This window comes from Streptomyces sp. NPDC057302 (assembly GCF_042667685.1).
Taxonomy (GTDB): domain Bacteria; phylum Actinomycetota; class Actinomycetes; order Streptomycetales; family Streptomycetaceae; genus Streptomyces.
The window spans coordinates 327,079-349,257 of record NZ_JBHUZJ010000001.1 but is presented as its reverse complement, the minus strand read 5'-3'; the positions used below and the strand labels follow the sequence as shown (position 1 = coordinate 349,257).

The window sequence follows — 22,179 nt, the reverse complement described above, 5'->3', positions numbered from 1 at the left end:
TCACCGCGCACGGGCCGCGTCCCGCGCCAGGCCGCGCAGCCGCCGGGCCATCGCCGTCACGCCGCGCCCCCGTCGCGCGAGTCCCGCCCAGGGGTCCTTCTCCAGGCGGTCGCCGAGGTCCTTCACCGTCCAGCGGCGGGCGGTCAGATCGGGCGCGTCCAGTTCACCCCAGTCCAACGGCACGGCCACGGGCGCGCCCGGCCTGGACCGGACGGCGAACGGAGCGACCACGGTCTGCGCGTAGCCGTTGCGCGCGACATCCAGATACAGGCGCCCCTTGCGGGCGTCCTTGCGGGGCTCGACCGTCAGCTCCTGCTCGTACCGGGCCGCCAGAGTCTGCGCGGCAGTGCGGGCGAACGCGAGCACGTCGTCGGCGTCATCGCGCCGGTTCAGCGGTACGACGACGTGCAGCCCCCGTGAGCCCGTGGTCATCAGGCCGGAGGGGAGGTCGAGCTCGTCGAGCAGTTCGCGCAGGCGGTGAGCCGCGCGGCGCACGGGCTCGAAGTCGTCGGCGGGCGGGTCGAGGTCGAAGACAAGACGGTCGGGGCGGCGCGGCCGGTCGGCGCGGCTCAGCCAGCGATGCGGGGTGATGCACGCCTGCCCGGCGAGATACACCAGGGTCGCTGTGTCGTCGCAGACCACATGCGTCACTTCGCCGCCCTCCTTGGCCACCGAGGCGCGACGGATCCAGTCGGGGAAGTAGTCCGAGGCTTCCTTCTGGTAGAAGCGGCCCCCGTCGATCCCGTCCGGCATCCTTTCGAGCATCAGAGGCCTGCCGCGCAACTCGGGCAACATGCGCGGTGCCACCCGCCGATAGTGCTCGACGAGATCGGCCTTGGTGATGCCGTCCTGCGGGAACAGTTCCTTCTCGGCCCGCTTCACCTCGACCTTGCGCCGTCCGACCCGTAGCTCCACGGTGGGGCTCACGTCACCGCCTCCTTCGCCCGCTGCTTCCTTCCGCTGCCTTCCCACTCTCCCGGGCACTCCCCCGGTCCGGTCACGGGAGCGGCGTGCCTCCGGTGGCGTTCATGATCTCCGCGGTGATGAAACTGGCGTGCTCCGAAGCCAGGAACACATACGCGGGCGCCATCTCCGCGGGCTGGGCAGGGCGGCCCATCGGTGCCTGCTTCCCGAACTCCTTGGTGTCCGGCAGCGTGGCCGGGATCAGCGGCGTCCACACCGGCCCCGGAGCGACGGCGTTGACGCGGATTCCCTTGTCGACCAGCATCTGCGCGAGGCCTTGGGTGAAGGTGACGATCGCCCCCTTGGTCATGGCGTAGTCGAGCAGGTGAGGGCTCGGCTTGTAGGCCTGCACCGAGGTGGTGTTGATGATGGAACCGCCGGAAGGAATGTGCGGCACGGCCATCTTGCAGAGCCAGAACATCCCGTACAGGTTCGTGTGTACGACACGGTCGAACTGCTCCGTGGTGATGTCCTCGATGCCTCCCGGCCGGGACATCTGGTAAGCCGCGTTGTTGACCAGTACGTCGATGCGGCCGAACTCCGCCACGGCCCGCTCGACGAGGCGACGGCACTGTTCCTCTTCCCGGATGTCGCACGGCACGGCCAGACCGCGGCGCCCTGCCTTCTCGACGAGGCGGGCCGTCTCCCGGGCGTCCTTCGCCTCCTCCGGCAGATGGGTGAACAGCACATCCGCACCCTCACGGGCATAGGCGAGTGCGACGGCCCGGCCGATACCGGAGTCACCGCCGGTCACCACCGCCGTCCGGTCCCGCAGCAGTCCGCTTCCCCGGTAGGACTCCTCACCGTGATCGGGCGCGGGGTCCATCGGTCCGGTCCAGCCCGGCGGCTCCTGGTCCTGCTGAGCGAAGTCCGGTCGCGGATGCTTCGTCGTGGGGTCCTGCGGGGTGTCACCCATCGGGGTCTTCCTTCCTCCGGTTCGCCTTCTCCACCATGCTCCGCGCACCTCTGAGCCGCGAGCGCCCAACCATCGGGCACCGGGTGTCCTGCGGACCGCGGTCCCACACATGTCGGCCGCCGGGGGCGCTCGCCGTGCGGATGAAATCGGGGGTGCATAGCGTCGTGTCATCGCTGGCGTCCGGCCGACGGCCCGGCTGAAGGGAGTCGAGGTGGGCGAGAAGAGCGAGCTGCGGACCTACCGCGCCAAGCGGCACTTCGCGAGGACGAGCGAGCCGAGCGGCGAGCGCTCGAAGCGGAAAGAACCCGAGGCCGATCCGGCTTCGGCTTCGGCTCCGGCTTCGGCTTCCGCCGAGCCCAGCTTCGTGGTGCAGATCCACGACGCGAGCACGATGCACTTCGACTTCCGCCTCGAGGTGGACGGCGTACTCAAGTCGTGGTCGGTCCCCAAGGGCCCCTCCACCGATCCGCGCGACAAGCGGCTCGCCATCCCCACCGAGGATCACCCCTTGGAGTACCGGGAGTTCGAGGGGGTGATCGCCCGGGGCGAGTACGGCGGCGGCACCGTCATGGTCTGGGACCGGGGCACGTACCGGCCGACCAGTCACGACAAACGGCACCGGCCGGTGCCGTTCGGGCAGGCCCTCGAGAACGGTCACGTCACCTTCGATCTGCACGGCGAGAAGCTGCGCGGGCAGTACGCGCTCACCCGCTTCCACGGCCGGGAGGAGCAGAGCGGCGGGTCCGCCGGGAAGCCGACGTGGCTGCTCGCACGGACCGGTTCCGGGCACCGCGCGGGCGGCGGCACCCCGGACCCGCGACGCGCCCGCTCAGCACGCAGCGGCCGTACGCTGCGCCAGATCGCCGAAGGCCTCGACCCGTCGGCGGGGGCTTCGCACGGCGGTGGGAAAGGATGAGCGGGCTGCTGGACTCGCTGCCACCCGGGCTGGACGGCCACGCCCGCAAAGCCGCGCCGGGCGTCGATCTCGCGGCCTCCCCGATGCTGGCGACCCTCACCGACCGGCGCGATTTCCCCCCGGGCTGGATCTTCGAGCGGAAGCTGGACGGGATCCGGGTCCTTGCCGTACTCGAGAACGGCCGGGTGACGCTCCGGTCCCGTTCCGGGCGGAAGCTGGACGCCACGTATCCCGAGATCGTGGACGCCCTCGCCGCGCAGGAGTGCGCGGACTTCACCCTCGACGGCGAAATCGTGGCCTACTCACACGGGCGAACGGACTTCGCGCGCCTCCAGCAGCGCATGGGACTCACCCGACCGGCGGATGTCGCCGCGAGCACCGTCGCGGTGACGTATTACGCCTTCGATCTGCTGCGCCTGGACGGCTTCGACGTGCGGCGCCTGCCGCTGCGTACCCGCAAGTCGCTGCTCCGCCGCTCCATCACGTTCGCAGCGCCCTTGCGCTTCAGTACCCACCGCAACGAAGGCGGCCCCGAGCTCCTGGCCGACGCATGCCGGCGCGGCTGGGAGGGGCTCATCGCCAAACGGGCCGACAGCGCCTACCAGAGCCGCCGCTCGGGCGACTGGCTCAAGCTGAAGTGCTCCCAGGGCCAGGAGTTCGTGGTGGGCGGCTTCACCGAGCCCGCCGGCAGCCGGGTGGGGATCGGCGCGCTGCTGCTCGGGTACTACGACGAGGGGCGGCTGCGCTACGCGGGCAAGGTCGGCACCGGTTTCGACCGGCGCACCCTGCTCGCCCTGCGCCATGCACTGGACGAACTCCGGGCGACCGCCTCGCCGTTCGCGGACCGGGTCGCCGAACGGACCGCCCATTGGGCGCGCCCCCGGCTCGTGGCGCAGATCGCCTTCACCGAGTGGACGCGCGAGGGCATGCTGCGCCACCCCCGCTATCAGGGGCTGCGGGACGACAAGGACCCGGCCGATGTCGGCAAGGAGCGCCCGGCTCCGGGCGCTCCCCGCTGATCCGACCGTTCGGCTACGGCACGGGCTGCTGCTGGGTGACGCAGTGGATGCCGCCGCCCCCTGTGCCGAGGCGGTCGATGTTCAGCTGCTCGACGGACCGGTCGGGATAGAGGCGGGCCAGGGTGGCCTTGGCTGCGGCGTCCGCGCCCTCGTCGCCGAAGTGGGCGCAGATGACGGCGTCGTTGCAGAGGTAGAAGTTCGCGTAGGAGGCCAGGAAGTCCGGGTTGGTGGAACGGATCCTCTCGTAGTCGGGGCCCTGGAGCTTCAGTACGTCCATCGGCGTGCCGGTGGCGGTCGTCGACGCGGTCAGGGTGCGGTGCTGTTGGCGGGCGTCCTTGGCGTAGGCGTCGTTGTCCGTCGCGAGCGGCAGCTGGACCAGGGCCTCGCCCGGGGCGAGGAAGCGTGACGTGGCGTCGACGTGGTCGTCGGTGATGTCCTGTCCGTACACGCCGTCGAACCAGATGACCTTGGACGCGCCGTAGGCGTCGCGCATCGCCGTCTCCAGTGTGCGCTGCGCCATTCCGGGGTTGCGGTTGCGGTTGAGCAGGCTGCTGCGGGTCGCCATCAGGGTTCCCGCGCCGTCCTGTTCGATGGCGCCGCCCTCCCCCACGAATCCTGCCCGGGTGAACGGCACACCGGCGTTGGCGGCGATCCGTTCGGCGACGCGCGCGTCCTTGCCGTGGGTCTGTTTGTTGCCCCAGCCGTTGAAGCCGAGGCCGACCGCGTCGAGGCCGCCCGCTCCGTCGGTGCGGAAGACGGGGCCGGTGTCGCGCGCCCAGCAGTCGTCGACGGGGATGGAGCTGATGACGGTGACCGAGGATCCGCACATCGAGCGCGCCCTGGCCGCGCTCGCGGAGTTGGCACACATGACGACCGGTTCGTACTTGGCGACCGTGCGGGCTATCAGCGCGATGTCGCTCTGGATGCCGTTCAGTCGTCCTCCGCCCCAGATGGCGGTGCTGTCGGGCCAGGCCATCCAGGTGCGGGTGTGGCGGGCGTCCTCGACGGGGACGCGGTAGGTGCCTGCGGCGGGGCGTCGGCTCGGCTCGGCGCCCGCCCTTCCCTGGGCGATGGCCAGGGTCGCCCCGGCCGCGGTCAGTCCGGCGGCCGCCAGGAATCCGCGCCTGTTCGGGCCGTGCCCCCTGTTCGGGACCGGCCCTGCGGCTGCGCCCATTGGGCTTTCGCTCACTTGGTGCCTCCTGTGTGCTCGAGGTTCAGATGTGACTGAAGGAGTCCGGTGACGAGGCGTCACAGGGCCCGTCGCGCTGCGGCGATCCGTTCCGGGTCCCAGCCGGGGCGCGGCACGGACTCCATGAGCAGCCGCGTGTAGGGGTGGCGGGGCTCGTCGAGCACTTCGGCGGTGGCGCCCGCCTCGACGACACGGCCGTGGCGCATGACGATGACGTCGTCGGTGACGCACCGGACCACGCCGAGGTCGTGGGTGATGAAGAGGTAGCCGATCGCGGTCTGTTCGCGGATGTCGGCGAGCAGATTGAGGATCTGCGCCTGGACGGACACGTCGAGGGCGGCCACCGCCTCGTCCAGGACCAGGACGGCGGGCTCCACGGCGAGGGCGCGCGCGATCGCGACCCGCTGGCGCTGGCCACCGGAGAGTTGCCCCGGCCGCGCGTCGGCGGCCCGTGCGCCCAGGCCCACCTGGTCGAGGAGTTCGCGCACCCGGGGCGTGTGGTCCCGGTCGGGGAAGTGCAGGCGCAGGGTCTCGCGCACCACCGACTCGACGCTCGTTCTCGGGTCGAGGGAGAGGTAGGGGTCCTGGAACACCATCTGCACCTCGCGGGCGCGGGCCAGGCGCCGCGCCCGCCCACGAACGCCTGCCGGCCTGCGTGTTCCGTCCACCATGACCTCGCCCGCGTCGGCCCGTTCGAGGCCCACGACGATGCGCGCGGTGGTGGTCTTCCCGGAACCGGACTCCCCGACGATGCCCAGGGCGCCGCCCTTCGGCAGGACGAAGGACACGTCGTCCACGGCTCGTACGGCCCCGAAGGTGCGGGTGAGTCCGATGGCCTGGAGGGCGTACTCAGACATCGGCGGGGCTCCTTTCGAGCTGGTCGGTGTGGTGGCAGGCGGCCTGATGCTCCGGCCGTCCCGGGGCCGGCCGGAGTTCGGGCGGCCGCTGGTCGCACACTTCCGTGGCCATCGGGCAGCGCTCCGCGAACGGGCAGCCGCTCAACGCTGTCCGCAGATCGGGAGGTTGACCGTCGATGGCGGCAAGGCGTCCGGCGGGAGCGTCCAGTCGGGGCGTGGAGGCGAGCAGGGCGGCCGTGTAGGGGTGGCGGGGGCCAGCGAACAGCAGGTCGGCGGGGCCGCTCTCGGCGATGCGTCCGGCGTACATGACGTACACGCGGTCGCTGATCGTCGCGGCCAGGTCGAGGTCGTGGGTGACGAAGAGCATGCCGGTGCCGAAGCGCTTCTGGAGGCGGGCCAGGAGGGCGACGACCTCGGCCTGGGTGGTGACGTCGAGAGCGGTGGTCGGCTCGTCGGCGAGCAGCAGGGAGGGGTCGCCCATGAGCGCCGCCGCGATCATGACGCGTTGGAGCATCCCGCCGGACACCTGGCCGGGGTGCTTCCGGAACACGGACGCGTCGACCCCGACCTCCTGGAGGAGTTCGGTCGCGCGGGCGGTCGCGTCCGCGTGGTTCATCGCTCCGGTCAGGACGACGCTTTCGCAGAGGAAGTCGCCGATGCGGCGCAGTGGATTGATCGCCGCCCGCGGGTCCTGGAAGATCATGGCGGCGGTTCCCGTACGCAGGGCCCGCAGCCGTTCCGCGCTCACGGCGAGGACGTCGTCGCCCGCGACGAGGACGTGGCCCGAGGTGAGCGCGCCGGGCGGCAACAGGTTCAGGGCGCTGCGTGAGGTGAGGGTCTTCCCGGAGCCCGACTCGCCCACGAGGGCGACGGTCTCCCCCGGGGCGACGGTCAGGTCGATGCCGTCGAGCACGGGCCGTGCGGTGCCGGGGAGCGTGATCCGCAGCCCTTGGACGTCGAGTGCGTACGGAGATTTCATCAGGCCCTCCTGGCGACGCGGTCGGCCCAGCGCTCGCCGACCACGTTGAACGCGACGACCGTCAGCACGATGAGGACGCACGGCATGACCGCGGACAGCGGATAGCCGTGCTGGACGGCCGTCTGCCCGTCGAGGACCATGCGGCCCCAGTCGGGGGTGAGCGGGGGCACGCCGAGCCCGAGGAACGAGAGGCCCGCGAGGTCCATGAGGGCGTAGCCGAAGTTGATGGTGGCCTGGGCGAGGACGACGGGGGCGATGTTGGGCAGGACGTGGCGCAGGCAGATCTGGAGCGCCGAGTGACCTTGGATCAAGTAGGCGCTGACGTAGGGGCGTTCTCGTTCGGCGAGGACCAGGGAGCGGGTGAGGCGGCTGACGTAGGGGAGGTAGGCGACGGCGAGTGCGACGACCGGGGCGAGCAGTCCTTCGCCGTACACCGAGATGATGAGGATCGCGAGGAGCAGTCCGGGGAAGGCGAAGACGAGTTCGGTGCTGCGGGAGAGCAGGGAGTCGAGCCAGCCGCCCCGCCAGGCCGCGGCCGTGCCGACGGCCACCCCGGCGAGCGTGGAGAAGACGACGACGCCCAGGGGGCCGAACAAGGAGGTGCGGGCGCCCAGGAGCAGACGGGAGAGGGTGTCGCGGCCCGCCGCGTCCACGCCGAGCGGATGGCCGGCGGACGGCCCGGCGAGCGCGCCTCCGAGGTCGACGGCGTTGGGGTCGTGGGGCGCCAGCCAGGGGGCGAGGAGGGCGGCGGTGACGATCAGGCCGACAAGGCCGAGGCACACCAGGTGGAGCGGCGATCTGGCGGCGCGCATCCTGGACAGGCCGGGGCGGCGGGTGAGGACGGCGGTCATGTGGAGGACCCCCTTGAGCCGAGCGTGAGCCGCGGGTCGACCAGCGGCAGGAGCAGGTCGACGACCAGGTTCACGGCCATGAACAGGGCCACGATGATGAGCGAGATGGCCTGGACGGTCGGGAAGTCCTTGGTGGTGGTGGACAGTTCGAGGAGCTGGCCGATGCCGCCGACGCTGAAGGCGGTCTCCACGAGGATCGTGCAGACCAGGAGTGTGGAGACGACCAGGCCGCCGGTGGTCAGGACGGTGCTCAGTGAGTTGCGAAAGACGTGGCGGCGGATGACCTGGCGTTCGGGGACGCCCCGGCTGCGGGCCACGGTGACGTGTTCGCTGCCGAGTGCTTCGAGCATGGCCGAGCGGGTGACCCGGGCGAGCATGCCGATCAGATAGAGGGCGAGCGCGACCGCGGGGAGGGTCAGATGCCAGATCATGTCGCCGAGCCCTTCGCCCGCGCCGCCGCTGGGGAACCAGCCGAGTCGTACGGCGAACAGACCCTGCAGCAGCACGGCCGCGACGAAGGAAGGGGTGCCGACGGCGAACGTCGTGGTGATCAGGACGGCTGAGTCGGTGAGCCCGCCGCGCACGGCGGCCACTCTGCCGAGGAACAGGCCGACGATGACGACCACGGTGAGCGCCATCGTGATCAGCAGCAGGGTGGTGGGCAGCCGGTCGGCCAGCAGGCGGGACACGTCGGTGCGGTAGGTGATGGACCGCCCGAAGTCGCCCTGGAGGATGTCTCCGAGCCAGGCGAAGTACCGTACGGCGAACGGATCGTCGAGATGGAACTGGGCGTTGATCGCCGCGACGGCTTCCGGTGAGGCCGAGCGGCCCGAGAGCAGGAAGCTCGCGGGGCTGCCAGGCGCCAGATACATCGCGCCGAAGACCACGAACGACGCAGCGAGCAGGGTGGCGGCCATTTCGGCCACCCGCCGTGCCGCGAATCTCATGAAGGTCACTTCGCGGCCCCCACGTCGGCGGCCCACGGGTAGTACATGTACGAGATGGTCGTCGGGGCGCCCGTGATCCTCTTGTTGAGGAACACGGCGGTGGGCCACTCGGCGACGGGGATCCACAGCAGGTTCCGCGTGGCGCGCCGGTGCAGTGCCGCCTCGATCTCCAGGCGGCGCTTCGGGTCGTCGACGGCGGTGGCGCGGTCGACGAGGCCGTCGTACTTCTTGTCGCTGTGGCCCGCGAAGTTCAGGTAGGCGCCGGTCTTGAAGTTCGCGAGGAGGTCAAGCGGGTCGGTGATCGAGTCGTAGTACGTGAGCGGGAACATGTCGATTCCCTTGCGCGCGCCGGGGTCGGTGAACAGCGCGGTGAACGCGTTGGGCGCGATGGACTTGAGGCGGATGTCGAGGCCGATCCGGGTGCCCGCGGCCTGCACGGCGGTCGCGAGGAGCGAGACGTCCTGGCCGATGGGGCTGGTGGCGATGGTCAGGGTCTTGCCTTCGGCACCCGCCTTCTTGACCAGTGCTTTTGCCCGCGCGATGTCGGGGGCGCCGGGCCGCAGGCCCTCGAAGGCCCGCTTCCTGGTCCGCTCCGACGCACCGGCCCAGGCGGCGCGGGTGGTGAGCGATCCGGTCGGGGTGCCCGCTCCCCCGAGGCCGACCTGGACGAAGCCGGAGCGGTCGAGCGCCAGGGACAGTGCCCGCCGGACCCGGAGGTCGCCGAGCGCTCCCCGCGTATTGGTGATGCTGACGTTGACGGTGCTCAGGCCCTCGCCGAAGTACAGCTTCCCGGCGTCGCCGCCGCGCAGCCTGGCGTAGCTCTCGGTCGGGATCAGATAGCTGCCGTCGGCCTCCCCGCTCAGCAGGGCGTTGGTCCGTGCCGAGGCGTCGGGCAGGAACCGGAAGATCACTTTGCCGGACTTCGCCCTCCTCCCCCAGTAGCCGTCGAAGCGGTCGAGCTCGATGGACTGGCCCTTGTGCCAGGTGCCGAGCGAGAAGGGGCCGGTGCAGGAGAGGCCGCCGGAGGTGCCGTAGTCCTTGCCCGCCGCCTCGACACCGGCCTTGGACGCGACCACTCCGGCCGCGCTCGCCATGTACTGGGGGAACTGGGAGTCGGGCTTCTTGAGCTTGACGGTGACCTGGAGTGCGCCGGTCTTGCGTACGGAGGTGACGTTCTGGAACACCTGCGCCCACGCGGCGGCGTTGTCCGGGTCCCGCTGCCGGTCCAGGCTGAACACCACGTCGTCGGCGGTCATCGTCCCGCCGCCGTGGAAGCGCACGCCCTCGCGCAGGTCGTAGACCCAGGTGGTGGGGTCGGGGTGCGACGCCCTGCGGGCAAGGCCGGGCTCGGTGGTGAGCTGTGGCGTCCAGCGCAGCAGGCTCTCGCACACATTGGAGAGGACCATGTTCTGCGGGTAGTCGAACGCCACCGTGTAGTCGAGCGTGGGCGGTTCGGCGTAGAGGGCCCAGGTGAAGGAGTCGATGTCGCCCTTGGCCCGTGGGGTGGAGGCCGACAGGGCGAACGGAATGCCGGAGGCGTTCCTGGGTGGCCCGGCGCACGCCGCGAGCACGGCGAGCGAGGCCAGGGCGGCGGTCACGGCGGCGAACCGCCTGTGCCGGCCGCCACTGCGGCCGCGTCTCGGGGAGCGGCACGCGTCTGAGGTGGTGAGGGGGGCGCTCACGGCGGAGTCACGCGGTGGGACGGGCGGCGGGAACCTGCTGGGTGATGCAGTGGACGCCCCCGCCGCCGTACGCGACGGCCGCCGCCCGTACGCCGACGACCTTGCGCCCCGGGTAGGCGGACGCGATCACCGCGAGGGCGTCCTCGTCCTCGGGGAGTCCGGCCACGGGGACGACGACACCGCCGTTGGCGACGTAGTAGTTGAGGTAGGACACCTCGACCTCGCCTCCCGCCACATCGGTGAACACGGTCTGCGGGACGTCGACGATCTCCAGCGGGCGGCCCTGGGCGTCGGCCGTGGCTTCGAGCACCGCGCGGTTGGCGCGCATCCGTGCGTGGTCGGGGTGCGCCGGGTCGTCGGGAAGGGAGACGACGACCTTGCCGGGAGCGGCGAACGCGCAGACGCCGTCGACGTGTCCGTCCGTCTCGGTGTCGAGCAGTCCGCCGTACGGAAGCCAGATGACCTTGGTGACACCGAGCCGTACCTTCAGCTCGGCCTCGATCTCGTCGCGGCTCATGCCCGGGTTGCGGTTGGGGTGGAGCAGACACTGCTCGGTGGTGATCAGTGTGCCCTCGCCGTCGACCGTGATCGACCCGCCCTCCAGGATCATGTCGGAGGGGATGCGCTCGACGCCGAGACGCTCGAGCAGCAGGCCGCTGATCCGGTCGTCCGCGTCGTACGGGTGATGCTTGCCGCCCCAGGCGTTGAAGCGGAAGTCGACCCCGGCGCGGCGGCCGTCGCCGTCGAGGACGAAGAGCGGGGCGCTGTCGCGGAACCACGAGTCGTCCAGCGGCAGTTCGACCACGGTGACACCTTCGCCGCACCGCGTGCGGGCCTCGTCGCCGTGTCCGGGCGGCGCGACCATCGTGACCGGCTCGAACTCCGCTATGGAGCGGGCGACTTGCGCGTACTCGCCCTTCACCTGAGCGAGTACGCCGCCCCACAGGTCGACGCGGGTGGGCCAGGCCATCAGGCAGCTCTCGTGCTCGGACCATTCGGCGGGCATACGGAATGCGGTCATGAGGGTGTCTCTTTTCTGCCGAAGCGGTGGAGGCGGGAGGGGGCAAGGGGAAGCTTTGCGGTAGGCGACTGAGTCTTCAGTCAGGCAAGGTCACAAGAAGTGGGGGTCACAAGAAGTACAGGCGGCTCAGGGAGACTTCCTGCGCGGGCTCGGAGCGCAGGGGCGCCCCGTCGAGCGTCACCAGGCCGGTGTCCGCGTCCACCTGAACGTCCCCGAGGCGGGTGTTGCCGACCATGTCGGCCGGGCCGATGCCGCGGGTGCCGCGCACGGCGACGCGGCGACGCCGGGTGGCCATCGCGTCGTAGGGCCTGCCGAAGGAAGCCGATTCGGCCGCGGCCCTGCTGACGAAGGCCACGGAGAGGTCGGCGGGCGTCGCGCCGTGGGCCCCGAACAGTGGGCCGAGGACGAGCGGTTCGCAGCTGTCGGTGGCGGCGTTGGGGTCGCCGGTGACGCCGTAGGCGGGGAAGCCGGACTTGAGGACCATCTGTGGTTTCGCCCCGAAGAACGGCGGCCGCCACAGCACGATGTCGGCCATCTTGCCGACTTCGATGGAGCCGACCTCGTGGGCCAGGCCGTGGGCGATGGCGGGGTTGATGGTCAGCTTGGCCATGTAGCGAAGGACGCGCGCGTTGTCGTCCCCGTCGCCGTCGCCCTCCATCGGACCCAGCTCGGCCTTCATCTTCCCGGCCATCGCGAAGGTCCTGCGTACGGTCTCGCCCGCACGCCCCATGCCCTGCGCGTCCGAGGAGGTGATCCCGATGGCGCCCAGGTCGTGCAGCACGTCCTCGGCACCCATCGTCCCGGCCCGGATCCGGTCACGGGCCATCGCCGCGTCACCGGGCAGATCCGTCTTCAGATCGTGGACGGAGACGATCATCCCGTAGTGCTCGGCCACCGCGTCCCGACCGAAGGGCAACGTCGGATTGGTGGAAGAGCCGATGACGTTCGGCACCCCCGCCATCTTCAGCACATTGGGCACATGCCCGCCGCCACACCCCTCGATGTGGAAGGCATGAATGGTCCGCCCCTCCAACACCTTCAACGTGTCCTCGACCGAAAGACACTCATTCAACCCATCACTGTGCAGCGCGACTTGAACGTCATGCTCCTCGGCCACCCGCAGCGCCGTGTCCAACGCCCGTGCATGCGCCCCGAGATCCTCGTGCACCTTGAAGCCGCAGGCGCCGCCCTCGGCGAGCGCCTCGACGAGGGGCGCGGAGTCCGACGACGAACCGCGGGCGAGGAAGCCGATGTTCACGGGCCAGGCGTCGAAGGCGTTGAACGCGTGCCGCAGGGCCCAGGGCGAGTTGACGCCGACACCCCACATCGGCCCGAACTCCTGGCCGATGATCGTGGTCACCCCGGAGGCGAGCGACGCCTCCATGATGCGCGGCGAGAGCAGATGGACGTGCGTGTCGATGGCGCCCGCGGTCGCGATCATTCCCTCGCCGGAGATGATCGTGGTGCCGGTGCCGACGACGACGTCGACCCCGTCGAGGGTGTCGGGGTTACCCGCCCGCCCTATCGCATGAATCCGCCCTTCCCGGATCCCGATGGACACCTTGCGGATGCCCTGCACGGCATCGATCACGAGCACATTGCTGATCACGACGTCACAGGTGTCACGGACCGCGGCGGCCTTCAGATGCAGCCCGTCACGGGCCGTCTTGCCGAACCCGGCAAGGAACTCCTCGCCGTACCGCTGCGCGTCGGACTCCACCCGGACCACCAGGCCCGAGTCGCCGAGCCGGACACGGTCACCGGCCCGCGGGCCGTGCACCGTGGCGTACTCGTGCGCGTCGATGTGCCGGCTTCCCGGTGCGCAGTGGTCGCTGTGCCTGCTGGGTCTGCTCATGCTCGTGCTCCCTGGGGATCTGCGACGGAAGCGGCACCCAAGTAGCCGCAGGACGCCGCCTTGTGCAGTGCCGCCTGCCGTGCGCCCGGGGCGTCGAGCGGTCCGTCCACGAGTCCCGCGAAGCCGAGGGCGACCCGCTCACCGCCGATCGGCACGAGCCCGACCTCGACGCTCTCGCCGGGGCCGAAGCGCACGGAGGACCCGGCAGGCACCGCGAGCCGCATGCCGTAGGCGGCACAGCGGTCGAAGTCGAGCCGGGGGTTGACCTCGAAGAAGTGGAAGTGGGACGTGACACTGACCGGCACCGTCGCGGTGTTGCGCACGGACAGCTCCACGACAGCCTCGGGAGCGGCCACGTCCGGCGACACCGGCAGTACGGCGCCGGGGGCGTCGTCGTGCCGCGGCCACGCGCCGAAGGGATCGCCGACCACGGCAAGACGCGTGCCGTCGTCGAAGACGGCCTCGACCTGGATCTCGGTGACCACGTCACCGACGCCCGGCAGGATGTCGTCGGGCCCCAGGACGGTGCGTCCGCGTTCGACGGCCGCGGCCAGGCGCAGACCGTCCCGGGCCGCCTCGCAGACGGTGTCGGCGATGACCGCGGTCGCCTCCGGGACGTTGAGCCGCAGACCACGCGCGTGCCGGGACCGCGCAAGCTCGGCGGCGGTGAACAGCAGCAGCCGGTCACGTTCGGTGGGGGTCAGCGGCATGGGCTCATTCCTCGCTCCGGAAGTTCGGCGGCGCCTCGACGCGGGGAAAGCGGAGGCGGGCGGCGCCACCACTGTGGCACTGACTGAATTTTCAGTCAAGAGTCGAGGCGTAAGGAAACGACCGACAGGAAAGGCAGGCAAGAAACGGATTGGCAGGCGGCCGGAAGCCCTGAGGGCCGGCCCGGTTGGAGCTACTTCTCCCGCAGGAGCGCCAGCTCGGCGTCGATGGCACCGCGCATCAGGTCACGCGCGTGCTCGATCCGCAGTCCACCGCTGAGCCAGCGCATGCTGAGCCCTTCGAGCAGGGCGGTGAGTCGCTCGCCGGCCGCGGCCAGGGCGGGCGCCGGGGTCATCGGCTGCACCTGCCCGAGCAGAGCCGCCACCTCCTGCACCCACACCAGGGTCGCCCTGGCCAGGTCCTCCCGCAGCACCTCGTCGAAGACGGCGCTGGCGCGCAACTCGCCCCAGGCGGAGCTGTTCTCCCTGACCACCGGGGTGTCCTGGAGCTCCAGGAGCAGGATCGCCTCCAGCTCCTCGCGCGCGGGGAGCGGCTCGGCGTCCGAAGCCGCACCGGTCGTGTAGCGCTCGGCACGGTCGTTGATGAACTCCAGCGTCTGGCGCAGGATCCCCGTGCGGTCCTTGAAGTGGTAGTAGATCAGCCCCGTCGAGACGCCCGCCTCGGCGGCGAGCTCCTCGACGCGCAGGCCGCGGACCCCGCGACGGGCGATCAGCCGTGCGGCCGCTTCAAGGATCTGAGTAGAGCGAGGCGCCATGAATCGAAACCCTACCGGGCCGTACCCGCCCCGTTGATCTCGGTCGGCCGACAGCCGGACCGCGCGGCAGGCCACCGGGCATCCGCATCCGCACGCGGTGACGCGACGGCCGGGGGTCGCCCGGAGGATGATCGTGTCGCTAACTAAAGTTTCAGTCAATGTAGGCCATACGTGACGGCGCGCGGCCGTCGTACGAGGAGGGAACGACGTGAGGGCTGACCGCAGGACATCCATCCTGAAGGCGGCTGCCAGGGTGATCGCCCGGCGCGGGGTCCGTGGGCTTCGCGTATCGGAGATCGCCACCGAGGCGGGCGTTTCCACGGCGCTCGTCTACTACCACTTCAAGGATCGCGCGGGCATCCTGCGCCTGACCATGGAGTTCATCAGCGATCGCGCGGAGCGCTACACCGCCGGTCCCGGCGGTTCCGGTTCCGGCGGTTCAAGCCCCGACCCCGGCCCCGATCCCGGCCTCGCTGCCCGACAGGAGCTGGAGCGCTCCCTCCTGCTGGAGTTCCAGGACCGCCCCGAGGTCCGCGAGAACAGCACGGCATGGGGCGAGTTGCGCGCCACCGCCGTCTTCGACCCGGAGCTCCGGGAAGCACTGGCCGAAGCCCGCCTCGTCTGGATCGGCGAGCTCACGGACACCCTCGGCCGCATTCACCGGACGGCGCCCGGCACCGCCCTGACCGCCTCCGCCGAGCGGCTCACCGCCGCGTTGGAGGGCCTGAGCATGCGATGGCTCAGCGAGGTCCTGTCCCTGGCCCACGCCCGTGAGCTCATGAGTGAGGCCATCGCGGTGGAGCTGGCATACCTGCGGAGCGCCGCACCCACCTTTGACTGAATTTTCAGTTCGTGTCAGAGTCGGGGCAGCGAGCGGCTCCGTCCGCTTCGCGCCCTTCACGTGTCATGCCCGTCCGCCGCGCTCGTCGAGCGTCCCTCCGTGCCGACGGATAGCTTGATCCCCATCACGATGATCGGAGTTCACCGTGTCTCTTTCCCTCCCCTCCCTGCCCTCCCGCCGCTCCGCGCTCCGCGCGTTCGCCGGGATCGGCGCCGTGGTTCTCGGCGCGTCGGCGTGCGGCCCCGGCGACGAACTGACGGGTGCCGCGAGCACGGCCGGTGAGAACGACACGGCCGCCAAGGGGCTGCGCATGGGCGCCGAGTGGGAGAGCCACGCACGCACCTTCATGTCGTGGCCCGCCCTGGAGTCGGTGTGGGCGGAGGACCTGCCCTACGTGCGCAAGGACATCGCGCGCATCGCCCGCTCCATCGCGGAGTACGAGTACGTCGTGATGATGGCGAGGCCCGACCAGCAGGCCGCCGCCCAGAAGGCCTGCGGGCGCGACGTCGAGGTCATCCCGCTGGCGGTCGACGACCTGTGGGCGCGTGACACCGTGCCGGTGTTCGTGGAACAGGACGGCGACGTCGTCGGCGTCGACTTCAACTTCAACGGCTGGGGCAACAAGCAGGAGCACCCGAACGACGCCCGGGTGGGCCGCACCCTCCTGTCGAAGTACGACATCCCCCGCAGGAAGGCCCCCCTGGTCGCCGAGGGCGGCTCCTTCGAGACCGACGGCGAGGGCACCCTGCTCATCACCGAGAGCTCGATCGTCAACGACAACCGCAACCGCGGGAAGAGCCAGGACCAGATCGAGGACGAGCTCAAGCGGACCCTGGGCATCAAGAAGGTGATCTGGCTGGCCGGTGTCCGCGGCCAGGACATCACCGACGCCCACGTGGACAGCCTCGTGCGCTTCACCGAGCCCGGTGTGGTGCTCCTGGACAGGGCGCACCCCGACACCCCCGCCGACTCCTGGTCACGCGCCGCCGACCAGGCGAAGTCCGTACTCAGCAAGGCGACCGACGCCAAGGGCCGGTCCTTCGAGATCATCGATCTGCCGCAGCCCGATCTGTACGAGATCACCGGCGAGGGCGACGACTTCGTGTCGACGTACGCCAATTTCTACGTCGCCAACGACTCCGTCTTCATGCCCAGGTTCGGCGACCGGAAGGCCGACAAGCGCGCCCGGAGCATCCTCCAGGAGCACTTCCCCAAGCGCGACATCGTCCCGGTCCAGATCGACACCATCGCCTCCGGTGGCGGCGGCATCCACTGCTCCACCCACGACGAGCCCGGCAAGCCGGTCGACTGACCCCCTACTCGTGGGTCTCTCACGTGCCCGTCACCCTGACGGAGGGATCGATCACGGACCATCCGTCCGGCGCCTACGAAGCGGCGCTCGAGTTCGGTGCCGTACAAGGACACCGCCCCCGGCACGCCGCCCATCGGTTGCCTCCCCGACAAGACTGAACCCCCTCGGACAACCGCTCCCCGGGCGAGCGGGCGCTCAGCGCGCGCGGGGACTTGCGTTGATTGGGTGCACCGCGGTTGTGCCTGCCCCCGGGACGGCGGATTCTGTAGGGGATGAACGGGGCTGGTGTGGCGCCATGACGGCATCGAACGCGGAGCAGAGTGCTGATTTTCGTGGGCCCCTCGACATCACCAGGGCGGCCACGGCGGTCGTCGACGCCCAGAACACGGTGATCGGATGGAGCCCCGGGGCCGAGCGGCTCCTCGGCTACCGGCCGCAGGAGATCGTCGGCCGCCCCCTGGCCACCTTCCTGCCCCCGGGCCCGACGCCGCCCGGTCTCCCGCTCACGCCCCGGTGCCGGGGCAACGAGGTCTGCGTCGCCCGGCACCGGGACGGGCGTGAGCTGAACGTCGCCGTCGCGGAGTGCCCCCTGCCGGGCGCCGGTACGGCGGCGCGCGTCCTCGTCGCGACGGAGCTGGCGGATCTGCGGGTCTGGGAATCCCGGCTCGCCCTGTGGCACGGCCTGGCCACCCAGTCACCCGTCGGTCTGGCCATTTACGACACCGATCTGCGCCTGACCTGGTGCAACGCGGCGTACGAACGGGAGATCGGCCGGCCGTTCGCCGAGTTCCGCGGCTCGCGGGCCGATCAGCTGTACTCCGAGGGACGGTTCGTGACCAAGGGGCATCCGCCCACTCTCGACGCGGTCATGCGCCACGTGCTGGCGACCGGGGAGCCGTTCCTTGACCTGCACTTCCAGGGCAGGCCGCCCAGCGATCCGGAGACGGACCATCTCTGGTCCTGCGCCTACTACCGGCTCCAGGACGCCGACGGACACGTGTTCGGAGTGTGCGAGGACGCCTTCGACATCACCGACCGTCACAAGGCCCAGCGGCGCCTCGCGCTGCTCGTCGAGGCGGGCCGAGGAATCGGAACCGCCCTGGATGTGATGGTCACCGCCGAGAACATCACCGAGGTCGCGGTGCCGGAGTTCGCCTCCACGGTGACGGTCGACCTCGCGACGGCGGTCCTGGAGGGCGAGGTGCCTGCCACCAGCGGCTCGGCGGCGATGTCGCTGGTAAGGGTCGCCCGCTGCTCGGCCGAGGAATCCGGCGAGGGGAAACCGGGGCAGCGGCCTCCTGCCCCTCCCCCCGTGCACCGCTCGGCCGTGCAGTATCCGCCTGGTTCGCCGCAGGACCGCAGCCTCTCGTCGGGCGGGCTCGTGCTCGACGACACGTCGCTGGTCGTACCGCTGCGGGCCGGGAACAGCACACTGGGGCTGGTCACCTTCACCCGCGGCGCCGGGTGGGCTTCGGCCACCTTCGACAGCGGTGAGGTGGCACTGGCCGACGAGCTGGTCGCCCGTACGGCCGTGTCCATCGACAACGCCCGCCGCTTCACCCGGGAGCGCACCGCCTCCCTGGCGCTCCAGCGCCAGTTGCTGCCGCAGCACGTGCCGGAGCAGTCGGCGGTCGACCTGGCCCACCGCTACCTGCCCACGGACGACGTGACGGGGGTCGGCGGCGACTGGTTCGACGTCATCCCACTGTCCGGCACCCGCGTCGGACTCGTGGTCGGGGACGTCGTCGGCCACGGTCTGCAGGCGGCCGCCACCATGGGACGGCTGCGTACGACCGTCCGCGCGTTCGCCCAGATGGACATGGATCCCGTCGAGCTGCTGACCCGGCTCGACGACCTGGTGGCGCAGTCGGCGGAGGAGCAGCGCAGCGAGCTGGGATCACCTGACGGCAACTACGCGGATGTGACCACCGGGGCGACCTGTCTCTACGCGGTCTACGACCCGGTCTCGCGGCGCTGCATCATGGCACGGGCCGGGCATCTGCCGCCCGCGGTCGTCGACCCGGTCCAGGGGCTGTCCTTCCCTGACCTGCCGGCGGGGCCGCCGCTGGGCCTCGGCGGCCTGCCCTTCGAGTCGCTGGAGATCGAGCTGCCGGTGGGCAGCCTGCTCGCCCTCTTCACCGACGGCCTGGTCGAGGCCCGCGACCGCGACATCGATCACGGACTCGACACCCTGGGACGGGTACTGAGCGACCGGCACGCGTCGCTCGAGGAACTGTGCGACCGGGCCGTGGCGGAGCTCCTGCCGGGCGGCTCGACGGCCGACGACACCGCCCTGCTGCTCGTCCGCACCCGCGAACTCGACACCTCGCAGGTCGCCCAATGGGAGCTGCCCTCGGAACCGGTCACCCCGAGCCGCGCGCGCGAACTGGCAACCCGTCAGCTGCACCAATGGGGCCTGGAGGAGCTGTCGTTCGCGACCGAGCTCGTCATCAGTGAGCTGGTCACCAACGCGGTCAGATACGCCGAAGGCACGATTCAGGTACGCCTCATCCGTGACCGCACCCTCCTGTGCGAGGTCGCGGACGGCGGCCACACCTCACCGCACCTGCGCCACAGCGGCGAGGACGACGAGGGCGGGCGCGGCCTGTTCATCGTCGCGCAGCTCGTCCAGAGGTGGGGCACGCGCTACACCCGCTCCGGCAAGACCATCTGGACCGAGCAGGCCTTTCCGAAGACGCTCTGAGCGCCGCGCGTCCCGGAGCCCGAGAGCCCGAAGGTGGCATCAAGAGAGGCGCCCGAGGGGGATTCACCTCCCTCGGGCGCCTCTTCGAGACGATCCTCAGCCGTTGAAGCGTTCCGGATCGGGGCCGGTCCGCTCGTCGCGGTTCAGTGCGGAGATCTCACCGATGTCGCCCTCGCTGAGCTCGAAGTCGAAGAGGTCGAAGTTCTCCTCGATGCGCTTCTGGGTCACCGACTTGGGGAAGACGATGTCTCCGCGCTGGATGTGCCAGCGCAGGGTCACCTGGGCGGGCGACTTGCCCACGCGCTGGGCGATGCGGTTGATGGTGGGGTCGTCGAGCACCTTGCCCTGCGCGATGGGCGACCAGGCCTCGGTGGCGATGTCGTGCTCGGCGCCGAACGCCCGGACGTCGTCCTGCGTGAGGTAGGGGTGCACCTCGATCTGGTTGACCGCGGGCACGACGTCGCTGCCCTGCATCAGCCGACGCAGGTGGTGGGGCTGGAAGTTGGAGACGCCGATGGCCTTGGCGCGGCCGGAGCGGTAGACCTCCTCCAGGGCCTTCCAGGTCTCCACGAAGTCGCCCTTGCCGGGCAGCGGCCAGTGGATGAGGAAGAGGTCCAGGTAGTCGAGGCCCAGCGCCTCCATGGTGCCGTCGAACGCCTTGAGTGCGTCGTCGTGCGCATGGGCGCCGTTGTTGAGCTTGCTGGTCACGAAGATGTCGGCGCGGTCGATGCCGGAGTCGCGGACCGCCTGGCCGACCTCCTTCTCGTTGCCGTACATCTGCGCCGTGTCGATGTGCCGGTAGCCGGCCTCCAGCGCCGCCAGCGTCGTCTCCCGGGTCTCCTCCGGCTCGATCTGGAAGGTGCCGAAGCCGAGTTGGGGGATCTGCACTGCGTTGTTGAGGGTGATGTCGGGTACTGCGGTCACGGTGGCTCCTTGCCTTGCTGGTGTGGCTGGTTTCGCGGGCGGAGGTCTGTCCGTCAGGACGCCTCTCCGTTCAGTCGCCCGCAAAACACATGTATGGGCAGCTTTTGTCCCGCCGCGGTCGTGCGGTCCTGCGGGACACGGTCGGATCGTTCAGCCGGCGATTCCGTGCAGCTCCGCGTCGGGCGGCAGGACGCGGACGAGCTTGCGGTTCACGAATTCCCGCATGCCGAGCTTGGAGAGCTCACGCCCGTAGCCGGAGCGCTTGATGCCGCCGAACGGCAGGTCGGGCTGGGTCGATGTCGGGTGGTTCACCCAGACCATGCCGGTCTCCACGCGCTCCGCCACCCGGCGGCCCCGCTCCACGTCCGCGCAGAACACGGAGCCGCCGAGGCCGTACTGGCTGTCGTTGGCGAGGGCGATGGCCTCGTCCTCGTCGGCGACGCGGTAGACGACCGCGGCCGGGCCGAAGAGCTCCTCGGCGTAGGCGCGCATGCCCGGCTTGACGCCGGTGATGATCGTCGGTTCGACGAAGGCTCCCGGGCGGTCGATCCGGTGGCCGCCGGTGACCAGTTCCGCGCCCTGGTCCACCGTCTCGCGGATCTGGTCGGCCAGGTCCGACGCCGCCTGTTCGGAGGAGAGCGGGCCGAGCGTGGTCGACTCGTCCGCCGGGTCGCCCGGCTTCAGCTCCTCGAACTTGCGGCGCATCCCTTCGACGAAGTCGTCGTACACGTCCTCAAGGACGATGAACCGCTTCGAGGCCACACAGCTCTGGCCGGTGTTCGCCATCCGGCCCGCCACCGCGGCCCCGACCGTACGCTCTAGGTGCTCGCCGTCGAGGACGATGAAGACGTCGCTGCCGCCGAGCTCGAGGAGACTGGGCTTCATGTTCCGCCCGGCCCGTTCGGCGACCTGGGCCCCCGCCTTCTCGCTGCCGGTCAGGGAGGCTCCGCGGACCACCGGGCTGTCGATGATGCGCGAGATCTCCTCGTGGCTCACGAACAGGTTCGTGTAGACGCCCTCGGGCGCCTGCGCGTCACGGAAGAGCGACTCCAGGGCGAGTGCGGACTGCGGGCAGATGCCGGCGTGCTTGACCAGCACGGTGTTGCCGAGGACCAGGTTGGGCCCCGCGAACCGGACCACCTGGTAGAGCGGGAAGTTCCACGGCATGACGCCGAGCAGGACACCGAGGGGCTCATTGACGAGGTACGCCTCGCCCTCCTCGACGTCGAGCGGCTCGGCGGCGGCGAAGTCCGGCCCGTGCCGCGCGTAGTACTCCAGGATCGACGCGGCGAGGTCCACCTCCCCGCGCGCTTCGGAGATGAGTTTGCCCATCTCCAGCGTGATGATCTGGGCCAGCTCTTCCTTGCGTTCCTTCATCAGACCCGCCGCGCGGGCGACGACGGCGGCGCGCTCCTCGATCGGCCGCTTCCGCCAGGCGTCGAACGCCTCATCGGCGGTCTCGACCCTGGCATCGACTTCGTCGCCTTCGATGGCCGGGAACTCCACGAGGGTCTCCCCCGTGGCGGGGCTCACGGTCGCGAACGAACTCTTGCGCTGATCTGACATGAACTCTCCAGAACGACGAGTGTGTGCACAGGGTGGCGAAGGTGGGGCACGGGTGGGCAAAGGCGGGCACAAGCCGGAGCCTCACGTTCCGGCCCCTACCCGGGGTACCCGACATCGCGATACGCAAACCGTTCATATGTCCCTAAAGGGTGCA

Annotated in this window: 19 protein-coding genes; 5 read left to right on the top strand and 14 right to left on the bottom strand. The window is 70.5% G+C overall.

Annotated features, from left to right (window positions below; genetic code table 11):
- A complete protein-coding gene (gene ligD / locus ACFUPX_RS01430; RefSeq protein ID WP_383313871.1) occupies positions 1–927 on the bottom strand; it encodes a non-homologous end-joining DNA ligase in 927 nt (308 codons plus the stop codon).
- A 70-nt stretch (positions 928–997) separates the two neighbouring features.
- On the bottom strand, positions 998–1,879 hold the full coding sequence (locus tag ACFUPX_RS01425) for an SDR family oxidoreductase (RefSeq protein WP_383313869.1): 882 nt from the start codon (positions 1,877–1,879) through the stop codon (positions 998–1,000).
- Positions 1,880–2,090: 211 nt separating this feature from the next.
- Between ACFUPX_RS01425 and ACFUPX_RS01420 the strand changes: the two genes are divergently transcribed.
- Entirely contained in the window at positions 2,091–2,795 is a 705-nt protein-coding gene (locus tag ACFUPX_RS01420) for a DNA polymerase ligase N-terminal domain-containing protein (protein ID WP_383313867.1), read from the top strand.
- On the top strand, positions 2,792–3,814 hold the full coding sequence (gene ligD / locus ACFUPX_RS01415; RefSeq protein ID WP_383313865.1) for a non-homologous end-joining DNA ligase: 1,023 nt from the start codon (positions 2,792–2,794) through the stop codon (positions 3,812–3,814). The genes ACFUPX_RS01420 and ligD (ACFUPX_RS01415) overlap by 4 nt, the downstream gene beginning before the upstream one ends.
- A 13-nt stretch (positions 3,815–3,827) precedes the next feature.
- On the opposite strand, the gene ACFUPX_RS01410 is transcribed toward ligD (ACFUPX_RS01415), so the two are convergent.
- The 10 genes from ACFUPX_RS01410 to ACFUPX_RS01365 form a co-directional block, all read right to left on the bottom strand.
- Positions 3,828–4,988: an agmatine/peptidylarginine deiminase gene (locus ACFUPX_RS01410; protein WP_383313932.1), complete on the bottom strand. Its 1,161-nt coding sequence runs from the start codon at positions 4,986–4,988 to the stop codon at positions 3,828–3,830.
- A 74-nt stretch (positions 4,989–5,062) separates the two neighbouring features.
- Positions 5,063–5,860, bottom strand: a complete 798-nt coding sequence (locus ACFUPX_RS01405) for an ABC transporter ATP-binding protein (RefSeq protein ID WP_383313863.1) — start codon at positions 5,858–5,860, stop codon at positions 5,063–5,065.
- On the bottom strand, positions 5,853–6,839 hold the full coding sequence (locus ACFUPX_RS01400) for an ABC transporter ATP-binding protein (RefSeq protein ID WP_383313861.1): 987 nt from the start codon (positions 6,837–6,839) through the stop codon (positions 5,853–5,855). Before ACFUPX_RS01400 ends, ACFUPX_RS01405 begins: the two co-directional genes overlap by 8 nt.
- Complete coding sequence (locus ACFUPX_RS01395; protein WP_383313859.1) at positions 6,839–7,690, bottom strand: ABC transporter permease; 852 nt, start codon at positions 7,688–7,690, stop codon at positions 6,839–6,841. The genes ACFUPX_RS01400 and ACFUPX_RS01395 overlap by 1 nt, the downstream gene beginning before the upstream one ends.
- Complete coding sequence (locus ACFUPX_RS01390) at positions 7,687–8,646, bottom strand: ABC transporter permease (protein ID WP_383313857.1); 960 nt, start codon at positions 8,644–8,646, stop codon at positions 7,687–7,689. Before ACFUPX_RS01390 ends, ACFUPX_RS01395 begins: the two co-directional genes overlap by 4 nt.
- Positions 8,643–10,235: an ABC transporter substrate-binding protein gene (locus ACFUPX_RS01385; protein WP_383313855.1), complete on the bottom strand. Its 1,593-nt coding sequence runs from the start codon at positions 10,233–10,235 to the stop codon at positions 8,643–8,645. Before ACFUPX_RS01385 ends, ACFUPX_RS01390 begins: the two co-directional genes overlap by 4 nt.
- 91 nt (positions 10,236–10,326) lie before the next feature.
- Entirely contained in the window at positions 10,327–11,340 is a 1,014-nt protein-coding gene (locus ACFUPX_RS01380; protein ID WP_383313853.1) for an agmatine/peptidylarginine deiminase, read from the bottom strand.
- A 106-nt stretch (positions 11,341–11,446) separates the two neighbouring features.
- Positions 11,447–13,195, bottom strand: coding sequence for an urease subunit alpha (locus tag ACFUPX_RS01375; protein ID WP_383313851.1), 1,749 nt, complete (start codon positions 13,193–13,195; stop codon positions 11,447–11,449).
- The gene (gene ureA, locus ACFUPX_RS01370; protein ID WP_383313849.1) at positions 13,192–13,905 is read right to left on the bottom strand and encodes an urease subunit gamma; all 714 of its coding nucleotides are present in this window, start codon (positions 13,903–13,905) and stop codon (positions 13,192–13,194) included. Before ureA ends, ACFUPX_RS01375 begins: the two co-directional genes overlap by 4 nt.
- 191 nt (positions 13,906–14,096) lie before the next feature.
- On the bottom strand, positions 14,097–14,678 hold the full coding sequence (locus ACFUPX_RS01365) for a TetR/AcrR family transcriptional regulator (protein WP_383313847.1): 582 nt from the start codon (positions 14,676–14,678) through the stop codon (positions 14,097–14,099).
- 208 nt (positions 14,679–14,886) lie between these two features.
- Between ACFUPX_RS01365 and ACFUPX_RS01360 the strand changes: the two genes are divergently transcribed.
- From ACFUPX_RS01360 to ACFUPX_RS01350, 3 genes are all read left to right on the top strand, one after another.
- Positions 14,887–15,519, top strand: a complete 633-nt coding sequence (locus ACFUPX_RS01360; RefSeq protein WP_383313845.1) for a TetR/AcrR family transcriptional regulator — start codon at positions 14,887–14,889, stop codon at positions 15,517–15,519.
- A 145-nt stretch (positions 15,520–15,664) separates the two neighbouring features.
- Complete coding sequence (locus ACFUPX_RS01355) at positions 15,665–16,831, top strand: agmatine deiminase family protein (RefSeq protein WP_383313843.1); 1,167 nt, start codon at positions 15,665–15,667, stop codon at positions 16,829–16,831.
- Between the two features lie 295 nt (positions 16,832–17,126).
- Entirely contained in the window at positions 17,127–19,535 is a 2,409-nt protein-coding gene (locus ACFUPX_RS01350; RefSeq protein ID WP_383313842.1) for a SpoIIE family protein phosphatase, read from the top strand.
- A 96-nt stretch (positions 19,536–19,631) separates the two neighbouring features.
- On the opposite strand, the gene ACFUPX_RS01345 is transcribed toward ACFUPX_RS01350, so the two are convergent.
- Together ACFUPX_RS01345 and ACFUPX_RS01340 are read right to left on the bottom strand one after the other, a co-directional pair.
- The gene (locus ACFUPX_RS01345; protein WP_383313840.1) at positions 19,632–20,459 is read right to left on the bottom strand and encodes an aldo/keto reductase; all 828 of its coding nucleotides are present in this window, start codon (positions 20,457–20,459) and stop codon (positions 19,632–19,634) included.
- Positions 20,460–20,609: 150 nt separating this feature from the next.
- Positions 20,610–22,025, bottom strand: a complete 1,416-nt coding sequence (locus tag ACFUPX_RS01340; RefSeq protein WP_383313838.1) for an NAD-dependent succinate-semialdehyde dehydrogenase — start codon at positions 22,023–22,025, stop codon at positions 20,610–20,612.
- Positions 22,026–22,179: the final 154 nt, after the last annotated feature.

Bases quoted from the DNA above. Each gene is read 5' to 3' on its own strand.
- ACFUPX_RS01425 (WP_383313869.1), bottom strand. From the start codon at position 1,879: ATGGGTGACACCCCGCAGGACCCCACGACGAAGCATCCGCGACCGGAC.
- ligD (WP_383313865.1), top strand. From the start codon at position 2,792: ATGAGCGGGCTGCTGGACTCGCTGCCACCCGGGCTGGACGGCCACGCC.
- ACFUPX_RS01410 (WP_383313932.1), bottom strand. From the start codon at position 4,988: ATGGGCGCAGCCGCAGGGCCGGTCCCGAACAGGGGGCACGGCCCGAAC.
- ACFUPX_RS01405 (WP_383313863.1), bottom strand. From the start codon at position 5,860: ATGTCTGAGTACGCCCTCCAGGCCATCGGACTCACCCGCACCTTCGGG.
- ACFUPX_RS01400 (WP_383313861.1), bottom strand. From the start codon at position 6,839: ATGAAATCTCCGTACGCACTCGACGTCCAAGGGCTGCGGATCACGCTC.
- ACFUPX_RS01395 (WP_383313859.1), bottom strand. From the start codon at position 7,690: ATGACCGCCGTCCTCACCCGCCGCCCCGGCCTGTCCAGGATGCGCGCC.
- ACFUPX_RS01380 (WP_383313853.1), bottom strand. From the start codon at position 11,340: ATGACCGCATTCCGTATGCCCGCCGAATGGTCCGAGCACGAGAGCTGC.
- ACFUPX_RS01375 (WP_383313851.1), bottom strand. From the start codon at position 13,195: ATGAGCAGACCCAGCAGGCACAGCGACCACTGCGCACCGGGAAGCCGG.
- ureA (WP_383313849.1), bottom strand. From the start codon at position 13,905: ATGCCGCTGACCCCCACCGAACGTGACCGGCTGCTGCTGTTCACCGCC.
- ACFUPX_RS01365 (WP_383313847.1), bottom strand. From the start codon at position 14,678: ATGGCGCCTCGCTCTACTCAGATCCTTGAAGCGGCCGCACGGCTGATC.
- ACFUPX_RS01350 (WP_383313842.1), top strand. From the start codon at position 17,127: ATGACGGCATCGAACGCGGAGCAGAGTGCTGATTTTCGTGGGCCCCTC.
- ACFUPX_RS01340 (WP_383313838.1), bottom strand. From the start codon at position 22,025: ATGTCAGATCAGCGCAAGAGTTCGTTCGCGACCGTGAGCCCCGCCACG.